This is a genomic window from Streptomyces sp. NPDC001851, assembly GCF_040297165.1.
Classification (GTDB): Bacteria; Actinomycetota; Actinomycetes; order Streptomycetales; family Streptomycetaceae; genus Streptomyces.
Genome location: NZ_JBEOYR010000001.1, coordinates 556,838 through 573,904 on the forward strand (window position 1 = coordinate 556,838; position 17,067 = coordinate 573,904).

Here is a 17,067-nt window from a genome sequence, read left to right on the forward strand (position 1 = left end):
GCGTCCAGTGGCCCTCGCCGTTCGGCGAGGGCCACTGCTGCTTCTACAGCTTCTCCACCGGGGCGTACCGCAGCAGCAGCCGCTTCGGCTTGGCGTCGCCGAAGTCGATCGTCGCCTCCGCGTTCGCTCCCATGCCCTTCACGGCGACGACCGTGCCGAGCCCGAACTGGTCGTGGGTGACCCGGTCCCCGACGGCCAGCGCCACCACCGGCTTCTCCGCCGTGCGCCGCGTGGCGAAGCCGGACGCGCCCGACGCCGAGGAACGCGAGCGGGTCGAGGACAGCGAGGCCGCGATCCCGGAGGCCGGGCCGGAGGAAGCCGGTGCCGTCGCCCCCGTCCGCTTCCACTCGACATGGGCGGGCGGGATCTCCTCCAGGAAGCGGGAGGGCGGGTTGTACGACGGCTGGCCCCAGGCGCTGCGCATCGCGGAGCGGGTGAGGTAGAGCCGCTCCCGCGCGCGGGTGATGCCGACGTACGCCAGGCGCCGCTCCTCCTCCAGTTCCTTGGTCTGGCCGAGGGCGCGCATGTGCGGGAAGACGCCGTCCTCCATGCCGGTCAGGAAGACGACCGGGAACTCCAGGCCCTTGGCGGTGTGCAGGGTCATCAGGGTGATGACGCCGTCGCCGTCCTCCTCGTCGGGGATCTGGTCGGAGTCGGCGACCAGGGCGACCTGCTCCAGGAAGTCGGCCAGCCCCACCGGTTCGCCCTCGCCGCGCTCCTGCTCGAACTCCAGGGCGACGGCCGCGAGTTCCTGGAGGTTCTCGATGCGGGTCTCGTCCTGCGGGTCGGTCGAGGCTTGCAACTCGGCGAGATAGCCGGTGCGTTCGAGGACCGCCTCCAGGACGGTGGCGGGTCCGGCGCCGGACTCGGCGATCGTACGCAGGTCCTCCATCAGCGTGTTGAACCGCTTGACCGCGTTGGTGGAACGCGCGGCCATGCCGTACGCCTCGTCCACCCGCTTCAGCGCCTGCGGGAAGCTGATCTTCTCGCGCTGGGCGAGGGCGTCGACCATCGCCTCCGCGCGGTCGCCGATGCCCCGCTTGGGCACATTGAGGATGCGGCGCAGCGGCACCGAGTCCTCGGGGTTCGCGAGGACCCGCAGGTAGGCGAGGACGTCCCGGACCTCCTTGCGCTCGTAGAAGCGGACCCCGCCGACGACCTTGTAGGGCAGGCCGACGCGGATGAAGACCTCTTCGAAGACACGGGACTGGGCGTTGGTGCGGTAGAAGACGGCGACGTCGCCGGCCTTGGCGTCCCCCGCGTCCACCAGGCGGTCTATCTCTTCGGCGACGAACTGCGCCTCGTCGTGCTCGGTGTCGGCGACGTAGCCGGTGATCCGCGCGCCCTGGCCGGCGTTGGTCCACAGGTTCTTCGGGCGGCGGGACTCGTTGCGCTCGATGACCGCGTTGGCGGCGGACAGGATGGTCTGCGTGGAGCGGTAGTTCTGCTCCAGCAGGATCGTCGTCGCGTCCGGGTAGTCCTCCTCGAACTGGAGGATGTTGCGGATGGTCGCACCCCGGAAGGCGTAGATCGACTGGTCCGCGTCACCCACCACGCACAGCTCGGCGGGCGGGATGTCGTACGCGCCGGGTGGGGTGTCCTCGTCGTGTTCCCCGGTGCCGACGAGTTCCCGTACCAGCGCGTACTGGGCGTGGTTGGTGTCCTGGTACTCGTCGACCAGGACGTGCCGGAAGCGGCGGCGGTAGTGCTCGGCCACGTCCGGGAAGGCGCGCAGCAGGTTGACCGTCGTCATGATCAGGTCGTCGAAGTCGAGGGCGTTCGCCTCGCGCAACCGCGACTGGTACAGGGCGTAGGCCTGGGCGAGGGTCTTCTCGAAGCCGTCGGTGGCCTGGGCGGCGAAGTCCTCCTCGTCGATCAGCTCGTTCTTCAGGTTGCTGATCTTGGCGCTGAAGGACTTCGGCGGGAAGCGCTTGGGGTCGAGGTCCAGGTCGCGGCAGACCAGGGCCATCAGGCGCTTGGAGTCCGCGGCGTCGTAGATCGAGAACGACGACGTGAAGCCGAGCTTCTTGCTCTCCCGGCGCAGGATGCGCACGCACGCGCTGTGGAAGGTCATCACCCACATCGCGTGCGCGCGCGGGCCGACGAGCTGCTCGACGCGCTCCTTCATCTCGCCCGCGGCCTTGTTGGTGAAGGTGATCGCGAGGATCTGGCCCGGATGTACGTGCCGCTCGGCGAGGAGGTGGGCGATGCGGTGGGTGAGCACACGGGTCTTGCCGGAGCCGGCACCGGCGACGATGAGCAGCGGCGAGCCGGCGTGCACGACCGCGGCGCGCTGGTTGTCGTTCAGCCCTTCCAGCAGGGCCGCCACGTCGAGCGCGGGGCGGGGGGCGCCGTCGCGGTAGTAGGCGTCCCGATCCGGGGGCACGTCGAACTTCCCGCCGAACAGATCGTCCGGAAGCGGCTCCGGAGCGTGATCGTCCTCGGGCGGCGGCGGGGGCTCCTCCTCGCGCCCGCGAGGGGGCTGGAGGTCCGCCAGGAAGCTGTCGTCAAAGAGGCTGCTCATCGCTCTACGAGTCTAGGGCGCCCCACCGACAACCGGTCGCCGTCCCGGGAAGATGCCCCGCGGGCTCGATGGCGGAGATCCGGGAACACAGCCCTTACGCTGCGGAATCGCCCGATGGCGTAAACGTGATCCGGAGGTCGGATCACGAAAATGTATCGGACATATCACGCACCAACCTTCACACTAGTCACACGAGTTGGCTAGGTTGCCGTCAGGCCGCGTGCGCGGCCTCCGCCGAGTCCGGCGCGCCGCTTCCGGCGACCGGAGCCGGGGACCCACCGATCCCGGGGTGAATCGGCCGACTCCCACCCGGGACGAGGCCGTAGGGCAACCCTTCCGAGCCGCCGCCCGAACCCGACAGCTAACCCGGTAGGCGGCCCACTGGAAGGAGTCGCCTCCCTTGGCGTCGCACCGCAAGACGCGCCCCGGCGGAACCATCGGGACGGGCCTGCGCACCCCCGCCCTCGCCACCGCCGCCCTCACCTCCATGGCTGTGCTCTCGCAGACCGCGGAGGCCGCCCCGACCGATCGCGCCAAGCCGAGCCTGGAGGAGGTCGAGAGGAAGGTCGACGACCTCTACCGCCAGGCGGAGTCGGCGACCGAGAAGTACAACGCGGCCAAGGAGCGGACAGGAAAGCAGCAGGGCCGTGTCGACGCCCTGCGCGACGATCTCGCCCGGCGCACCGAACGCCTCAACAAGGCGCGCGAGGAGCTGGGCTCCTTCGCCGCGGCCCAGTACCGCAGCGGCGCCGCCACTCCCGGCACGGCCACCTTCCTGCTCGCGGACAGCCCGCAGGACTACTTCGACCAGAGCCAGCTGATGAACCGGCTGACCTCGCGGGAGAAGAGCACGGTCGACGACTACATCGGCGAGCAGGCCGCGACCATGAAGAAACGGCGGGAGGCCGCGGAGAGCCTTCAGACGCTGACCGACTCGCAGCACGACCTGCAGGCCGCCAAGGCCACCGTCCAGAGCAAACTCGCCTCCGCGCGCGAGCTGCTGTCGCAGCTGACGGCCCAGGAGAAGGCGCGGCTGGCCGCCATCGAACGGGAGAAGCAGCAGGAGGCGGCACGCAAGGCGGCCGAGCTCGCGAAGCAGCAGGCAGACCGGGAGCATTCCGCCTCGTCCTCGTCGTCGTCCTCATCGTCCTCGTCGTCCTCGTCGTCCGGATCCGGTTCGACGGGCTCCGGCTCGGCCGGCTCCACGCCATCCGGTTCCTACGGCACGAAGGCCGAGAAGGCGATCGCCTTCGCCCGTGCGCAGCTCGGCAAGCCGTATGTGTGGGGCGCCACCGGGCCGGACTCCTACGACTGCTCGGGCCTCACCCAGGCCGCCTGGAGAGCGGCCGGCGTCGCCCTCCCGCGCACCACCTACGACCAGGTCGATGCGGGCACCACGGTGTCGCTGGCCAACGCGCGGCCGGGCGACCTGGTCTTCTTCTACGACGACATCAGCCACGTCGGCGTCTACCTGGGCAACGGCATGATGATCCACGCCCCGAAGCCGGGCGCCTACGTCCGCGAGGAGTCGATCTTCTACGGCGGAGAGTCGATCATCCACAGCGTGGTCCGGCCGGGCTGACCGGGCCGGCTTTCTTCGCCGCACGCGCGCGTAGCGGCGTTTTCGCCCTCCACGCGCGCGTGCCCTTCCCCGGCGGGGCCGTGCGGCTCCCTAGCATCGGGCGCATGCCCGGCATCCCAGGTCTGCGTACGTGGTGGGCGGAGCGGCCCCCCGCGGCCGGGGCCGCCGTGATGGCGACCGGCATCCTGTCGGTGGGGCTGCACCTGACCGGCGCCGAGGCGCTCTCCTGGGTGACGCTCGCGATGACCGGCGTCGCCTGGGTGGCGCTGGCCGCCGACTTCGTCCTGCGGCTGCTCTGCGAGCGGCAGCGCTGGGTGGCCGAGGCGGAGAGTCCCGGCGCGCTCAGCGCCGTCGCCGCGACCACCGTGCTCGGCACCCGGGTCGCGGAGCTGGGCCGGCAGACCGTGGCCGGGGCGCTGCTGGCGCTCGCGGCGCTGCTGTGGCCGGTCCTGCTGGTCCTGGTCGTCCGGCACTGGGGGCAGCGCATGCCGGGAGCGGTGTTCCTGTGCTGTGTGGCCACCCAGGGGGTCGCCGTACTGGCCGCGACGCTGGCCGCGGCCCAGCGCACGGCGTGGCTCGCGCACGCCGCACTGGTGGTGTTCTGGCTGGGGCTGGTGCTCTATGGCCTCGCGCTGGCCCGCTTCGACGTACGGCAGGTGCTGGAGGGGGCCGGCGATCACTGGATCGCCGGCGGGGCGCTCGCGATCTCGGCGCTGGCGGGGGCGAAGCTGCTCGTCGCCGGGGACGCAGGCCTGTATCTGTGGGACGAGGACGACCGCGGGGTGCTGCGCACCGTGACGGTCGCGCTGCTCGTCCTGAACCTGGCCTGGTGTCTCGTGCTGCTGGCCGCTGAGGCGGTGCGGCCCCGGCGCGGCTATGACGTGCGGCGGTGGGCGACGGTGTTCCCGATGGGGATGACGGCGGCGGCGACGCTGACCGCCGCGAGCGTCCTCGGTGTCCCGTGGCTCAGTTGGCCGGGACGGGTGCTGCTGTGGGTGGCGGTGGCGGTGTGGCTCGCGGTGGCCACCGGTGCGGTGCGCGCGTTCAGGTCCACAGCACGGCGATGAAGACATTCACCGCGGTCAGCGCACCCACCAGCCCGAACTGGGTCCTGTCCACCGTCTCCTCGTCGCGCTTCACATAGACCAGCCCGAGGATCACGATCAGCAGCGCCAGCTTCACACCGATCTTGATGGTGTTGATGTGGTGGTCGTCGGCCTGGTTGAGGCCGACCAGGGCCACACCGGTGACCAGCATGGTCAGCGCGCCGTGCAGCATCCCGGGCACGAATCGGGCGGTGCCCCGGCCCATCGCCTTCATCTGGGTGAGGAAGCCGCCGAGCAGCGCGGCGATGCCGATGATGTGCAGGCCGACGAAGAGATGGATGAGTACGTCCATGGGTCCGGAGCCTAGCCAGCACTCCCCCACGCTCTGTCAGCGGGCCGCCGGACACCGCCGCGGATGTGGATATATGCGCCCCATAGCAGCCCAGGGCTCCCATCCGTACCGTTTTCCGTGCTTCGGTCACCACGCTGCGTGAAGGCGACGACTCATCACCGACGGCCTGGTCACATACGGTCACATCTCGGTCCGTCGAGGCCAGTTCCGTACACCGCGTTACCCGCCTGTCACCGTCGGGCCTAGCGTCCTCCCCCAGGTGACCGGCTTCCCACCGCCGCCCGGGCCAGGGGCGGCCGTCGGCCACCACCGCCGAGAAGGTCCGGCGGTGGTCCGCTCCCCCTGTGCGGGCCGCCGCCGGACGTCGTACGGACCACTCGGTCGGGCCGCCCGGCCGGACCACTCGGTCGTACGAGTCGTACGGAAGGACGTGACGGCCCAGGTGGCAGCGCACCGCAAGCCCCGGCAACGCTCGATCGGCGGCCCTACCGCCCGGACGGCCGCCACACTCGCCCTGGCGGGCGCGGCCACCGCCGCGGGGTTCGACGGGACCGGCCACGCCGAGCCGCAGCTGACACCGGCCCAGGTGAAGGCCAAGGTGGACAAGCTCTACCAGGAGGCCGAGGCCGCCACCGAGAAGTACAACGGCGCGAAGGTGGAAGCGGACACGGCGCAGCAGCGCCTGAACGCGCTGCGGGACGAGACCGCCCGCAAGCAGGAGGGACTCAACGCCGCCCGGGAGCAGCTCGGTTCGTTCGCGGCGGCGCAGTACCGCGACGGCGGGTTCGCCCCGGCCTGGCAGCTGGCCCTGTCCGGCGATCCCGACCGGTACCTGGACAACGCCGCGTTCGCCGAGCGGGTCGGCGACCGGCAGGCCACCGCCCTGTCACGGGTGCGCGAACAGCTGCGGGAGATCGAGCAGTTGCGCGGCGCCGCGCGCGTCGAGCTGACGTCGCTGCGGTCACGGCAGGCGCGGCTGAAGCAGCAGAAGAGGACCATCACCGGCAAGCTGGACGAGGCCCGGCGGCTGCTGGAGCAGCTCACTCCCCGGCAGCGCAGTGAGGCCACCGGTGACGGCGTCGCGCCGGGACGTGCCTCCCGCTCGGCCTCCGACACCCGTGGAGCGCTGGAGCAGGCGGGGCCGGCCACGGCGCCGAACGCGCGCGCCGCGGCGGCCGTCTCCTACGCCTACGCCAAGCTGGGCAGCCCCTATGTGTGGGGCGCGTCGGGCCCGAACGCCTTCGACTGCTCAGGCCTGGCCCAGGCCGCCTACCGCTCCGCCGGCATCTCCCTGCCCCGCACCACCTACACCCAGATCAACGCGGGCCGGCGCGTGTCCCGCTCCGAACTCCAGCCGGGTGACCTGGTGTTCTTCTACTCCGGCATCAGCCACGTCGGCATCTACGTGGGCAACGGACAGATGATCCACGCGCCGAACCCCTCGGCCCCGGTCCGGCTGGCCCCGGTCGACCTGATGCCGTTCGCGGGAGCGACACGGGTGGTCTAGGGGCGGCGCCGTAAGGGTCAGACAAGCCGGCGGGCCGTCGCCCAGCGGGTCAGTTCATGGCGGTTGGACAGCTGCAGCTTGCGCAGCACCGCCGAGACATGGGACTCGACCGTCTTCACCGAGATGAACAGCTGCTTGGCGATCTCCTTGTAGGCGTAGCCGCGGGCGATCAGCCGCAGCACCTCGCGCTCGCGCTGGGTGAGCCGGTCCAGGTCCTCGTCCACGGGCGGGGCGTCGGTGGAGGCGAAGGCGTCGAGGACGAACCCGGCCAGCCGCGGGGAGAAGACCGCGTCGCCCTCCTGGACGCGGAAGATGGAGTCGACCAGGTCGGTACCGGTGATGGTCTTGGTGACATAACCGCGGGCACCGCCGCGGATCACGCCGATCACGTCCTCGGCCGCGTCCGACACGGACAGCGCGAGGAACCGGACCGGCCGCTCGGTGTCCGCCGTCAGCGCCGCGCACCGGCGCAGCACTTCGACACCGCCGCCGCCCGGCAGGTGGACGTCGAGGAGGACCACCTCGGGCCGGGTCGCGGTGATGACCGTGACCGCCTGGTCGACGTCCGCGGCCTCGCCGACCACCTCGACGCCGGTCTCGGCGGTCTGCCCGATCTCGGCCTGGACACCGGCGCGGAACATACGGTGGTCGTCCACGAGCACCACCCGTACATGCCGTCCGCCCGCGCCGCCGTCGGCGGCCCCGGACCCGGTCGCCTCGGGGGCTCCCGCCGTGCCGTTCGCCTCGGTCGCGTCGCTCATGACGTCTTCTCCGCCCTCTCCATCTCCAGCTCGACCTCCGTGCCGCCGCCCGGCACCGACCGCAGCCGGGCCGTGCCGCCGTAGCGCTCCATGCGGCCGATGATCGATTCTCTAACGCCCATGCGGTCGGCGGGTATCGAGTCGGGGTCGAAGCCCGGGCCGCGGTCGCGCACGGACACGAAGACCGTCCTTCCCTCGACCTCGGCATAGACCTGCACGGCGCCGCCCTCGCCACCGTACTTGGCGGCGTTCACCATCGCCTCGCGCGCGGCCTGCATCTGCGCGCCGGTTCTCTCGTCCAGCGGGCAGTCGCCGACGATGACGACCTCGATGGGCACCCCGTGCTTGTCCTCCACCTCGGCGGCGTTGCGCCGGACCGCCTCGGCGACCGTGTCCGGCTCGTCGGCCTCGTCCTTGCCGGTGCCCTCCGGCTTGTACAGCCAGGTGCGCAGGTCGCGCTCCTGGGCGCGGGCGAGGCGGCGCACCTCGTTCGCGTTGTCGGCGTTGCGCTGGATCAGGGTGAGGGTGTGCAGCACGGAGTCGTGGACATGGGCGGCGACCTCCGCGCGCTCCTGGGCGCGGATGCGCATCAGGCGCTCCTCGGACAGGTCCTGGGTCATACGGACCAGGTACGGGCCGGCGAGGAGCGTGATGCCGACGAGGACGACGAGGGCCGCCTGGAGGACCGCGCCGAGGTGGGCGGCCGAGCCCTGCAGGACGAAGATGGCGGAGACACCGGCCGTGACGAGCAGCACACCGCCGGCCGCGCGCAGCAGGGTGAGGGTACGGCGCCGGCGGCCGACCTCGACCCAGCGGGCCCTGCGGGCGTTGTCCGCCTGGCGCCAGACGAGGGCGACACCGGCCGCGACGAGGACGGCCGGCACCAGATACACCTTGGCGCCATCGCCCAGGTCGACGCTGCTGACGAAGACCACGGACACGACGACCATGAGGAGCAGCGCGACGATCTGGCCCTTGTCCGGCTTGCGCGCCACGAGTCTGCGGCGGCCGTCCGGCGCAGTCTCAGTGCCGAGGAGCGACTGCTTCTGCTCCACCACGCCGCCGACGCCGAGCGGCACCCAGAACCAGAACGCCGCATACAGCAGCGCGCCGAATCCGTGGGCCATGAACAGGCCGACGAAGGCGAGCCGCACCCAGATCACGGGCAGCCCGAGGTGCCCGGCGAGGCCCCGCGCCACTCCGCCGAGCCAGCGTCCGTCGCTGCTGCGGTAGAGCTTGCGCGGCGGCCGCGGGTCGTCGACTGGCAGGCTTGCGGCTTCCGGCATGCCAACGATGGTCACACGGCCGGCGGGACCGGGCATCAGGGTCGGCCCCCGAGACGCCCCTGATCTTCGGCGGCGTCGGGTCGGGGAGCACCGGGCGGGGGCTCTCCCGCGACGTTCGAACGGTTCCCCACCTGGCCTCAGGGCCGATTTCAGGGTTCGCCCAGGGTCGTCCCGACTGCCGCGGCGGCGGCCGGGCCGTCACCATGGACGCATGACGGATCACGAGCACGCCGCGACGGGTCCGGGACCCGGCCCCGGCCCGCGCCCGGTCCCGGGCACCGGGCCGACGGATGCCGCGCCCGCCGCGACGGACAGGACGGGAGCGGCCGGCGCCGGCACAGACACCCACGCCGACGCACAGCAGCCGGAGCAGCCGGCCGCCGGAGCGCCCGAGCGGTTCCGGCGGGACCGCCGGCACAAGATGATCGCGGGCGTGTGCGCGGGCCTCGGCCGGCAGACCGACATGGACCCGGTCATCTTCCGGATCACGCTGGCCGTGCTGTCCGCGACCGGAGGCATCGGCCTGATCTTCTACGGCTTCGCCTGGCTCCTCGTGCCGTACGGGGACGAGGAGGAGAACGAGGTCCGCAAGCTGCTGACGGGCCGGGTCGACGGCCAGGCGCTCGCCGCCGTGCTGTTCGCCCTGGTCGGCTGCGGGACCTTCCTGACCATGCTGAGAAACGGCGGGGTGCTGACCTTCGCCGTGGTGCTCTCCCTGCTGCTGGCGGGCGCCGGGTACTGGTCGCGGCGCCGTGGCGCGGCCGGCCCCGACCCGCTGGCCGCGCAGGCCGCCGCCGACGCCCCGCCGGAGGCACAGGCCCCGCCGGTCGTCACCACCTATCCGTCCTGGTGGCGGGACCCGATCGTCAAGGACGGCACGCACGTCGGCGGCACCGGCTATCTGTGGGGGCCCGGCGACGCCCGCCACCGGGACCTCACCTCGGTGGTCGACGTCGGCGTCGCCCTCCCCTGGGCCCACCACGGCTCCGCACAGCCGCGGCCGGCCGCGCCCCCGAGACCGCGCGGGCCGCGCTGGATCGGCGGCTGGGTGTTCCTGCTGGCTCTGGTGGCGGGAGGTCTCGGCACCGGGCTGACGTGGGACACCCATCCGCTCGGCACCAGCCTGCAGACCGGCTTGGCGTGCGCGCTGGGGGTCTTCGGCCTCGGCGTCGCGGTCAGCTCGTTCCTGGGCCGCACGGGAGCCGGGACGGTGTTCCTGGCGATCGTCACGGCGGCGCTGCTCGCCGGGGCGGCGGCTCTGCCCAAGGACATCACCACCCACTGGAGGGACGTCTCCTGGAAGCCCGCCGCAACGGCACAGGTCCGGCCGGACTACGACCTCGGCACCGGGCGCGGCACGCTGGACCTGAGCCGGGTGCATCTGGCCAAGGGCCGGACGGTCACGACGGACGCCCATGTGGGTGCGGGGCAGCTGAAGGTGATCGTTCCGGCGGACGCGACCGTGCGGATGACGATCGACGTGGGAGTGGGCGACATCCGGTCGCCCGAGGACAGCGGGAAGGACGTGGACGTGCAACCTGGCAGGCACGCAGACGTGACGCTGGCTCCGGCCAAGGGCGCCAAGGACACGGGCACGCTGGACCTCACGCTCGGGGTCGGTGTGGGACGGGTGGAGGTCAGTCGTGCTGCGTCATGAGTTCCAGCCCGGGAGGCTGGTCGCCGGTCTCTTCCTCACCGCCACGGGCGCGGTCTTCGCGGGAGACGCGGGCGGCCTGTGGGAGACACCGTGGTTCGCGGTCGTCCCTCTGACCGTGGGCGGCCTCTGTCTGGCCGGCGCCACGGCGACCGTGGCCCGGGGCATACGCAGACGGGGCGGCGCCGAGAGCTGAGCGCGCCGCTGGACGTGCCGGGATGCGCCGTCCGTCGCGCATCCCGGTGGTGGCCGCACACCGGACGGGGCCCCACGAGATCGGACAGGACCCCGCGCGGGGTGCTGCCGGGCTAGCGGTAGCCGCCCAGCCGCCGGCGGCGACGGGCTCGCCAGGCCGCGTCGAGGGAGAGGTAGGGGGCGCCGGCGAGGACCAGCGGGAGCCAGGCCATCAGGTAGGCGAGGTCGTTGCCGTAGTAGTAGGGACTCGTCGCCCAGCTCACCGTGAGCCACAGGCTGAGCGAGATCAGCGCGCCGCCGAGCGCGGCGAGCCGGCCGAGCAGACCGAGCAGGGTGCCGATGCCGACGGCCAGTTCACCGAGGGCGATGGCGCAGCCGAAGCCCACCGGGGCCTTCAGGGCCAGGTCGACCAGGGCCGGGACGGCGGCGGAGTCGCGGGCCCCGCGCATGGTGTCGCCGATGGACCCGGAGCCGCCGGACTTCATGAAGGCGCTGTCGGTGAGCTTGTTCAGGCCGGCGTAGACGAAGGTGACGCCGAGGAAGATCCGGAGGGGCAGAAGTGAGTAGTGGGTGGCGGTGTCCCGCCAGCTGCGGCGGCCGTTCAGGCCGGAGGTGTGCGGGTCCGTCCGGATGCTGTGGGTCATCGTCGCCAGCCGCCTCTCGCCCGCCGTTGAGCCCCTCACCGACCATACGCATGGAAAGGGGAAGCGGTTCAACCGCGACTCGGGTCTTTTTCCGGACTTCGAGGTGGTGGTGTGCGTTGGTCACCCGGTCAGGCCGGTCAATCGGTCACCTGGACGATGCAGCGGTTGGTCGCGACCCCGGCCGCGGTCACCACCTGCACCTCCACCGCCCCGGGCTCGACATCGGCCGGTACGGGCACGGTCAGGACGCTGTCCGTGGGGTTGCGGAAGCCGCCGGCGACGGGGACCAGCGGCACGTGCACATCGACGGCGCCGATGCGGACCACTATGCGGGAGAGCCGGTCGGCGGTGCGTGCGCCGGGCGGCACGAAGCCGGCACCGCGGATCTCGATGTCGTCGCCGGTGCGGATCGGCCCGTCCAGGTCGCCGGGCTCACGGGCCCGGACCACGGACAGGACGACCGGGCGGCCGCCCTCGGCGTACTTGCCGGCCAGGTAGGTCGCGGCCGAGACCAGCACCACCACGCCCAGCCCCCAGGGCAGGTCGGGCAGCTGGTCGGGGCGGCGGGCCAGCCGTACGGCGGCGAACAGCAGGGCGACGGCGCTGATGGCGACGTACTGGATGTCGGCGAAGGCGCCCCGGCCGGAGTCGTCGGTGAGCAGATCGGCGGCGCGCGGCCGGTGCGCCGGTACCTTCTGCAGCCGCTGCGCGAGAACGCGCACCGCCACCACCCGACGGACCAGGACGGCGATGCCGCACACCACGGCCAGGACGGTCACCACGCCGGCGCCGCGCGCCAGGTCGAGGCCGGAGATCAGCGCGTCGCGCTGGACGTGGTCGGAGGCGGCGGCCAGCCGGGCGGCCAGCAGCAGGACGGCGTAGCCGACGAACAGCACCCAACAGGCGGCGACGGTACGGGAGGTGGACATGCGGTTGTCCTCGCCGATCACCGGGGCCAGCGCCCCGCCACGCGCCCGGTGCAGCCAGGAGGCGGCGCTGAGCGTGATGGCGACGACCAGCGCGGCGGCCAGGGCCGCGGTGCGGGCGCCGGTCCAGCCCGCGCCGACCGCGGTGAGCGCCTCGCCGAGCAGCAGGGCGAGGACCGCGCCCCACACCGCGCACACCGTCCGCACCCACAGCCGGGCGAGCCGGGCCTCGCCCTCGGCCCGGCCGCGTTCCGCGACGGCGTCCGCCCGCTGGGTCAGTTCCTCGGAGACCCACTGGCGGGTTGCCGAGGCGGAGTGCGCCACGGCCGTCGGCAGGCCGTGCCCGGCCGCGTACTCGTCCCGCAGGCGCAGGAACGCGGCGACGGCCCGCCGGTGCCCCTCCCGGGCGCCGTGCGGGCAGTCCCCGCAGGCGCAGCCGCCCTCATGGATCGCCCCGGCATCCGTGCCCTGTCTCGCCTCCTGCACCGCCACGCCCGGCGCCCGCCTTCCCCACGACCTTCCGGCACGGCCGGCGGTCCCTCGTCGGAAGAGCTCGCTGCCGCGCAACTGCCTTGCGTCGAAAGCGAATTGTGCCCTACGGCAGGCCGCCCGGGGCCGTCGAGGCGGGTCACGGCGGGTGAAGTACGGGTCGCTGTGTTGACCCGGCTGCGAGAACCGCTGGCCGAGAGCATCCAGCGGGACCCCCAGGTCCCGGCGCGCGCGGCCGCACCCGGCAGCCGTCCGGACCCTGACGGGCGGTGCTCAGGGGGTTCAGCTGAGCAGGTCCGGTTCGGTGCGGCTGATGTCCTGCCACAGCGGCTGGTAGTTGATCCAGGCCACCAGGTCGCCGCCGAGCTGTTCGCGGGTGGCGACGGCCAGTCTGTGGTCGATGAGGACCGGGCGGCCGGCCGCCTTGGCCATCAGCTGCACCTGGCAGGACCGCTCCATGGACATGAACCACCAGGCCGCGGCATCCACCGAGTCGCCGACGGTGAGCAGTCCGTGGTTGCGCAGCACGAGCGCCTTGCGGGAGCCGAGGGCACCGGCGATCCGGCGGCCTTCCTCGGTGTCGACGGTGACGCCGGTGTAGGAGTCGTAGAGCGCGACGTCCTCGTAGAAGGCGCAGCTCTCCTGGGTGATGGGGTCGATCAGCTCACCGAGCGCGGCCAGGGCGCGGCCGTGCACGGAGTGGCAGTGGGCGACGGCGACGACGTCCGGGCGGGCGGCGTGGACCTGGGCGTGCACGGTGAACGCGGCCTGGTTGACGTGGTAGCGGCCCTCGACGACCTGCCCGTCCTGGTTGGCGAGGACCAGATCGCTGACGGTGACGTGCGTGAACGGCATCCCGAACGGGTTGACCCAGAAGCAGTCGGAGAACTCGGGGTCGCGGGCGGTGATGTGCCCGGAGACCCCGTCCTCGAACCCGGCCCGCCCGAAGATCCGCAGGGCTCCCGCGAGCCGCTCCTTGCGGTGCCGGCGCTCGTCCTCCACCGACTCGTGCATCGGCGGCATGGCGAACTGCAGCTGGTCGGTGGGCAGCGGCAGGGGCGGGGTGGGCCCGTGCATAGGTCCTCCAGCGGGCGGATTGCGGTACGCGCCGGAAGTTACCGCCGGTCAGCGCAAAAGGGCAGAGCTGTTTTGTAAAGATGACGTACGCGACGGATTCACGACAGAGGTTGTCCGGTATTCCGGTGAGACTTGCGCGCATGAACTGGGCATCCTTCACCACCGCAGAACCCGGACTGGCAGCGATCGTCGAGGAGCGGTTCGGCGCCTTCCGCCATCACGTCCTCGCCACCCTCCGCAGGGACGGCTCGCCGCGCACGTCCGGCCTGGAGGCCGAATTCCGCGGCGGCGAGCTGTGGCTCGGCATGATGGCGGGCTCGCGGAAAGCACTCGACCTGCGGCGCGACCCGCGTTTCGCGCTCCAGGCGAACCCGGGCGAGGGCACGGGGATGGGCGGCGGGGACGTACGGATCGCCGGGCGGGCCTACGAGGTCGAGGGCGAGCGGAAGTCCGGGTACGCGAAAGAGGTGGAACCGCCGGAGCCGTTCCACCTCTTCCGTACCGAGCTGACGGAGGTCGTGCGGACCTGGGTCGAGGGCGACCGGTATCTGGTCGTCCAGGTCTGGCAGCCCGGTGAGCCCCTGCGCACGCTCACGCGCACGTAGGGGCCATGGGGGTCACTCCCACTCGATGGTGCCCGGCGGCTTCGAGGTCACGTCGAGGACGACGCGGTTGACGTCCCGGACCTCGTTGGTGATCCGGGTCGAGATGCGGGCCAGGACGTCGTAGGGCAGCCGGGACCAGTCGGCGGTCATGGCGTCCTCGGAGGACACGGGGCGCAGCACGATCGGGTGGCCGTAGGTGCGGCCGTCGCCCTGGACGCCCACGCTGCGGACGTCGGCGAGGAGGACCACCGGGCACTGCCAGATGTCGCGGTCCAGGCCGGCCGCGGTCAGCTCCTCGCGGGCGATCGCGTCGGCATCGCGGAGCAGGTCCAGGCGCTCCTTGGTGACCTCGCCGACGATGCGGATGCCGAGGCCGGGGCCCGGGAACGGCTGGCGCTGGACGATCTCGTCCGGCAGGCCGAGCTCCTGGCCGACCATGCGGACCTCGTCCTTGAACAGCTTGCGCAGCGGCTCGATCAGCTGGAACTCGAGGTCCTCGGGCAGGCCGCCGACGTTGTGGTGCGACTTGATGTTCGCGGTGCCGGTGCCGCCGCCGGACTCGACCACGTCCGGGTACAGGGTGCCCTGCACCAGGAACTCCACGGCCGGGCCCTCGTCGGCGATGATGTCCGCCTGCGCCTGCTCGAAGACGCGGATGAACTCACGGCCGATGATCTTGCGCTTCTCCTCGGGGTCGGTGACGCCCTTGAGCGCGGTCAGGAAGCGCTCCTCGGCGTCCACGACGACCAGCTTGACGCCGGTCGCGGCCACGAAGTCCTTCTCGACCTGCTCGGTCTCGCCCTTGCGCATCAGGCCGTGGTCGACGTACACGCAGGTCAGCTGGTCGCCGATGGCGCGGGCGACGAGGGCGGCGGCGACGGCGGAGTCCACGCCGCCGGACAGACCGCAGATCGCGCGCTTGTCGCCGACCTGCTCGCGGATCGCGGCGACCTGCTCCTCGATCACGTTGCCGGTCGTCCAGTCCGGCTTCAGGCCCGCGCCCCGGTACAGGAAGTGCTCCAGCACCTGCTGGCCGTGCGTGGAGTGCATGACCTCGGGGTGGTACTGGACGCCGTAGAGCTTCTTCTCGTCGTTCTCGAACGCGGCGACCGGGACGACGTCCGTGGACGCGGTGACCGAGAAGCCCTCGGGGGCGGCGGAGCAGGCGTCACCGTGCGACATCCACACGTGCTGCTCGTCCGGGGTGCCCTCGAACAGGGTGGAGGAGTTCTTCGAGACGTGCAGGTCGGTACGGCCGTACTCGCGGGCGCCGCTGTTGTCGACGGTGCCGCCGAGGGCCTGGGCCATCAGCTGGAAGCCGTAGCACATGCCGAAGACGGGGACGCCGGCCTCGAAGATCTCGCGGTCGAGCGTGGGGGCGCCCGCCTCGTACACGGACGAGGGGCCGCCGGAGAGGATGATCGCCGCGGGGTTCTTGGCGAGCATCTCCTTCACCGGCATGGTGCTCGGCACGATCTCGCTGTAGACCCGCGCCTCGCGGACGCGACGGGCGATGAGCTGGGCGTACTGCGCGCCGAAGTCGACGACCAGGACGGTGTCCGGAGTGGCGGCAGTGGAGGTCGCTGATGACACGGGGTGCCTTCTGGTGGTCGGGCGGGGGTCTGTGCTAACGAGTCTAACGGTGTGGGCGGGAAGGCTTCCCCTGGACTTCGCCATGGCATACTGACCGCATGCTCCAGCACACGACCTTCGTCTTTACCTATGGCACCCGGCCCGCCGGCTGCCATGGTCGTGCTGCTTGAGCGCAACGCCAAGCACTTCCCAGGCGCCCCGGGCCGACAAGGCCCGGGGCGCCTGTCGTTTTTCCGGGTCGTGTCGTCTCCGGGACGTTCCTTCCGATCGAGGAGCCCCGACATGACCAGTACCGTCACCGCGGAAGAGACCATCGCGAACGCCCGCGAGCGCATCGACGCGCTCGACGACCGGATCATCGGTCTCGTCCAGGAGCGGATGGCCGTCTCCGCCGTCGTCCAGGAGACCCGGATCGCCTCCGGCGGACGCCGGGTGAACCTCTCCCGCGAGATGGAGATCCTCGGCCGCTACCGCGAGGCCCTCGGCAAGCCCGGCACGCCGCTCGCCATGACCCTGCTGGAGCTGTGCCGGGGCCGGGTCTGAGCGCCGGCCGGGAGCGCCGTATCTGAGTTCGAGCTCCGTCTCACCCGTACGGCGCGTGACCGGACACCGCACCGCTTCGTTGAACGGGGTGTCCGTGCCAGCCAGGGGCGGGCCCGACAGAACCACGCGTGGCTCGCTGGAGCGATGAGGCGTACGGGTCGTGCCGTGCGCCGTGGGACCTCGCTCCAGGGAAGTGACCGGACGGCAGGGGACAGCAGCCCGGTCACCCAAGAGAACGGCCGGCTCCGGGGACGCCCGGGGCCGGCCGGCGGAAAGACCGCAC

Annotated in this window: 15 protein-coding genes and 1 riboswitch; of the genes, 7 read left to right on the top strand and 8 right to left on the bottom strand. The window is 72.1% G+C overall.

From position 1 onward, the window contains the following. Positions 1 to 43: 43 nt before the first annotated feature. Positions 44 to 2,524 carry a DNA helicase PcrA gene (pcrA, locus tag ABT171_RS02610; RefSeq protein ID WP_351238945.1) on the bottom strand — a complete coding sequence of 827 codons (2,481 nt, stop codon included), beginning with the start codon at positions 2,522 to 2,524 and terminating at the stop codon, positions 44 to 46. 236 nt (positions 2,525 to 2,760) lie between these two features. Continuing rightward, positions 2,761 to 2,917, top strand: a riboswitch (cyclic di-AMP (ydaO/yuaA leader). Between the two features lie 7 nt (positions 2,918 to 2,924). On the opposite strand from pcrA, the gene ABT171_RS02615 reads away from it, so the two are divergent. Both ABT171_RS02615 and ABT171_RS02620 read left to right on the top strand, forming a co-directional pair. Next, positions 2,925 to 4,106, top strand: a complete 1,182-nt coding sequence (locus ABT171_RS02615) for a C40 family peptidase (RefSeq protein WP_351238947.1) — start codon at positions 2,925 to 2,927, stop codon at positions 4,104 to 4,106. A 104-nt stretch (positions 4,107 to 4,210) separates the two neighbouring features. Further along, a complete protein-coding gene (locus tag ABT171_RS02620; RefSeq protein WP_351238949.1) occupies positions 4,211 to 5,173 on the top strand; it encodes a tellurite resistance/C4-dicarboxylate transporter family protein in 963 nt (320 codons plus the stop codon). Here the strand turns inward: ABT171_RS02620 and ABT171_RS02625 are convergent. Beyond that, on the bottom strand, positions 5,151 to 5,504 hold the full coding sequence (locus ABT171_RS02625; RefSeq protein ID WP_351238951.1) for a hypothetical protein: 354 nt from the start codon (positions 5,502 to 5,504) through the stop codon (positions 5,151 to 5,153). The two genes, ABT171_RS02620 and ABT171_RS02625, sit on opposite strands and share 23 nt — an antisense overlap. 442 nt (positions 5,505 to 5,946) lie before the next feature. Here ABT171_RS02625 and ABT171_RS02630 point away from each other — a divergent pair, with 442 nt between their 5' ends. After that, on the top strand, positions 5,947 to 7,011 hold the full coding sequence (locus tag ABT171_RS02630) for a C40 family peptidase (protein WP_351239123.1): 1,065 nt from the start codon (positions 5,947 to 5,949) through the stop codon (positions 7,009 to 7,011). A 17-nt stretch (positions 7,012 to 7,028) separates the two neighbouring features. Here ABT171_RS02630 and ABT171_RS02635 read toward each other — a convergent pair whose 3' ends face one another. Both ABT171_RS02635 and ABT171_RS02640 read right to left on the bottom strand, forming a co-directional pair. Further along, positions 7,029 to 7,772, bottom strand: coding sequence for a LuxR C-terminal-related transcriptional regulator (locus ABT171_RS02635; protein WP_351238953.1), 744 nt, complete (start codon positions 7,770 to 7,772; stop codon positions 7,029 to 7,031). Continuing rightward, complete coding sequence (locus ABT171_RS02640; protein ID WP_503072922.1) at positions 7,769 to 9,094, bottom strand: ATP-binding protein; 1,326 nt, start codon at positions 9,092 to 9,094, stop codon at positions 7,769 to 7,771. The genes ABT171_RS02635 and ABT171_RS02640 overlap by 4 nt, the downstream gene beginning before the upstream one ends. A 175-nt stretch (positions 9,095 to 9,269) precedes the next feature. On the opposite strand from ABT171_RS02640, the gene ABT171_RS02645 reads away from it, so the two are divergent. Both ABT171_RS02645 and ABT171_RS02650 read left to right on the top strand, forming a co-directional pair. Beyond that, a complete protein-coding gene (locus ABT171_RS02645) occupies positions 9,270 to 10,715 on the top strand; it encodes a PspC domain-containing protein (RefSeq protein ID WP_351238957.1) in 1,446 nt (481 codons plus the stop codon). Continuing rightward, positions 10,702 to 10,908 carry a hypothetical protein gene (locus ABT171_RS02650; RefSeq protein ID WP_351238959.1) on the top strand — a complete coding sequence of 69 codons (207 nt, stop codon included), beginning with the start codon at positions 10,702 to 10,704 and terminating at the stop codon, positions 10,906 to 10,908. Before ABT171_RS02645 ends, ABT171_RS02650 begins: the two co-directional genes overlap by 14 nt. A gap of 112 nt (positions 10,909 to 11,020) precedes the next feature. Here the strand turns inward: ABT171_RS02650 and ABT171_RS02655 are convergent, their stop codons facing one another. From ABT171_RS02655 to ABT171_RS02665, 3 genes are all read right to left on the bottom strand, one after another. After that, positions 11,021 to 11,551: a DoxX family membrane protein gene (locus ABT171_RS02655; protein ID WP_351238961.1), complete on the bottom strand. Its 531-nt coding sequence runs from the start codon at positions 11,549 to 11,551 to the stop codon at positions 11,021 to 11,023. 137 nt (positions 11,552 to 11,688) lie between these two features. Then, on the bottom strand, positions 11,689 to 12,969 hold the full coding sequence (locus ABT171_RS02660; protein ID WP_351238963.1) for a hypothetical protein: 1,281 nt from the start codon (positions 12,967 to 12,969) through the stop codon (positions 11,689 to 11,691). A 279-nt stretch (positions 12,970 to 13,248) separates the two neighbouring features. Beyond that, on the bottom strand, positions 13,249 to 14,043 hold the full coding sequence (locus ABT171_RS02665; protein ID WP_351238965.1) for a class II aldolase/adducin family protein: 795 nt from the start codon (positions 14,041 to 14,043) through the stop codon (positions 13,249 to 13,251). A gap of 140 nt (positions 14,044 to 14,183) precedes the next feature. Here ABT171_RS02665 and ABT171_RS02670 point away from each other — a divergent pair, with 140 nt between their 5' ends. Next, complete coding sequence (locus ABT171_RS02670; RefSeq protein WP_351238967.1) at positions 14,184 to 14,648, top strand: pyridoxamine 5'-phosphate oxidase family protein; 465 nt, start codon at positions 14,184 to 14,186, stop codon at positions 14,646 to 14,648. Between the two features lie 12 nt (positions 14,649 to 14,660). On the opposite strand, the gene guaA is transcribed toward ABT171_RS02670, so the two are convergent. Beyond that, positions 14,661 to 16,241, bottom strand: coding sequence for a glutamine-hydrolyzing GMP synthase (gene guaA, locus ABT171_RS02675; RefSeq protein WP_351238969.1), 1,581 nt, complete (start codon positions 16,239 to 16,241; stop codon positions 14,661 to 14,663). A 153-nt stretch (positions 16,242 to 16,394) separates the two neighbouring features. Here guaA and ABT171_RS02680 point away from each other — a divergent pair, with 153 nt between their 5' ends. Beyond that, positions 16,395 to 16,784, top strand: a complete 390-nt coding sequence (locus ABT171_RS02680; protein ID WP_351239125.1) for a chorismate mutase — start codon at positions 16,395 to 16,397, stop codon at positions 16,782 to 16,784. Positions 16,785 to 17,067 lie beyond the last annotated feature (283 nt).

What these genes read in the sequence shown, in the direction of transcription:
- ABT171_RS02620 (WP_351238949.1), top strand. Translation starts at nt 4,211, where the DNA reads ATGCCCGGCATCCCAGGTCTGCGTACGTGGTGGGCGGAGCGGCCCCCC.
- ABT171_RS02645 (WP_351238957.1), top strand. Translation starts at nt 9,270, where the DNA reads ATGACGGATCACGAGCACGCCGCGACGGGTCCGGGACCCGGCCCCGGC.
- ABT171_RS02625 (WP_351238951.1), bottom strand. Translation starts at nt 5,504, where the DNA reads ATGGACGTACTCATCCATCTCTTCGTCGGCCTGCACATCATCGGCATC.
- ABT171_RS02640 (WP_503072922.1), bottom strand. Translation starts at nt 9,094, where the DNA reads ATGCCCGGTCCCGCCGGCCGTGTGACCATCGTTGGCATGCCGGAAGCC.
- ABT171_RS02635 (WP_351238953.1), bottom strand. Translation starts at nt 7,772, where the DNA reads ATGAGCGACGCGACCGAGGCGAACGGCACGGCGGGAGCCCCCGAGGCG.
- ABT171_RS02665 (WP_351238965.1), bottom strand. Translation starts at nt 14,043, where the DNA reads ATGCACGGGCCCACCCCGCCCCTGCCGCTGCCCACCGACCAGCTGCAG.
- pcrA (WP_351238945.1), bottom strand. Translation starts at nt 2,524, where the DNA reads ATGAGCAGCCTCTTTGACGACAGCTTCCTGGCGGACCTCCAGCCCCCT.
- ABT171_RS02670 (WP_351238967.1), top strand. Translation starts at nt 14,184, where the DNA reads ATGAACTGGGCATCCTTCACCACCGCAGAACCCGGACTGGCAGCGATC.
- ABT171_RS02655 (WP_351238961.1), bottom strand. Translation starts at nt 11,551, where the DNA reads ATGACCCACAGCATCCGGACGGACCCGCACACCTCCGGCCTGAACGGC.
- ABT171_RS02680 (WP_351239125.1), top strand. Translation starts at nt 16,395, where the DNA reads ATGGTCGTGCTGCTTGAGCGCAACGCCAAGCACTTCCCAGGCGCCCCG.